We start from the raw sequence: 915 nt of genomic DNA, 5'->3' as shown, positions 1-915 counted from the left end.
ACGAGTTCTCCGCGGGCGACCACCAGACCGTCCTCGTCGGGCAGTTGCGGAATGTCGCTGAACGGCTCCTCGGTTTTACCGTTGTCGCGCTTCATCGGCGCTTCGGCCAGATAGGTCATCCGGTACGGCGTCCACAACCGCTGCAGGTGGTCACGCTCGCCGACACCTCTGTCCAGGATGGTGTCGTCGCGATCGGCGCTGTCCTGCTCACTCACCGCCGGCAACCTTCACCAGTTCTTGTGTGGGAGCAGCATTCTCGCGGTCGGCGATCCACTTCACGATGGCATCGATCGCGGCGTCGAGCGGCACGCCGTTGATCTGGCTGCGGTCACCGAAGCGGAAGCTGACCGCCCCGCCCTCGACGTCGCGGTCGCCGGCCAGCAACATGAACGGGACGCGCTGGTTGGTATGGTTCACGATCTTCTTGGCCATCCGGTCGTCGCTGGTGTCCACCTCAACCCGGACGCCTCGCGACCTCAGTTGCGCGGCAACATCTTCCAGGTAAGCCGCGTGCTCGTCGGCGACCGGGATGCCGACCACCTGAACCGGCGCCAGCCACGCCGGGAAGGCCCCGGCATAGTGCTCGGTGAGAATGCCGAAGAACCGCTCGATGGACCCGAACAACGCCCGGTGAATCAGCACCGGCCGCTGCCGGGTGCCGTCGGACGCGGTGTATTCCAACTCGAATCGGTCCGGCATGTTGAAGTCGAGCTGAATCGTCGACATCTGCCAGCTGCGCCCCAGCGCATCCTTGACCTGCACCGAGATCTTGGGACCGTAGAACGCCGCGCCACCGGGGTCAGGAACGAAGTGCAACCCGGAAGCCAGCGCCACCTCTCGCAGGACGTCAGTGGCCTCGTCCCACATCTCGTCGGAGCCGGAGTATTTCTCCGGGTCTTTGGTGGACAGCTCCAG

General features: G+C 64.9%; 1 protein-coding gene and 1 pseudogene. Both read right to left on the bottom strand.

Annotation, left to right across the window (positions count from 1 at the left end; genetic code table 11):
* Positions 1–215, bottom strand: a pseudogene (locus tag ACZY0B_RS27780) (diadenosine tetraphosphate hydrolase); the annotation flags it as partial.
* Positions 208–915: His/Gly/Thr/Pro-type tRNA ligase C-terminal domain-containing protein (locus ACZY0B_RS27775; protein WP_463767427.1), on the bottom strand; the 708-nt coding region annotated here is incomplete at its 5' end. The pseudogene ACZY0B_RS27780 and the gene ACZY0B_RS27775, both read right to left, overlap by 8 nt.

This window comes from Mycobacterium sp. IDUB_19 (assembly GCF_055419445.1).
Note: the sequence above shows the minus strand (reverse complement) of the source record. Positions and strands in the feature narration are given on the sequence as shown.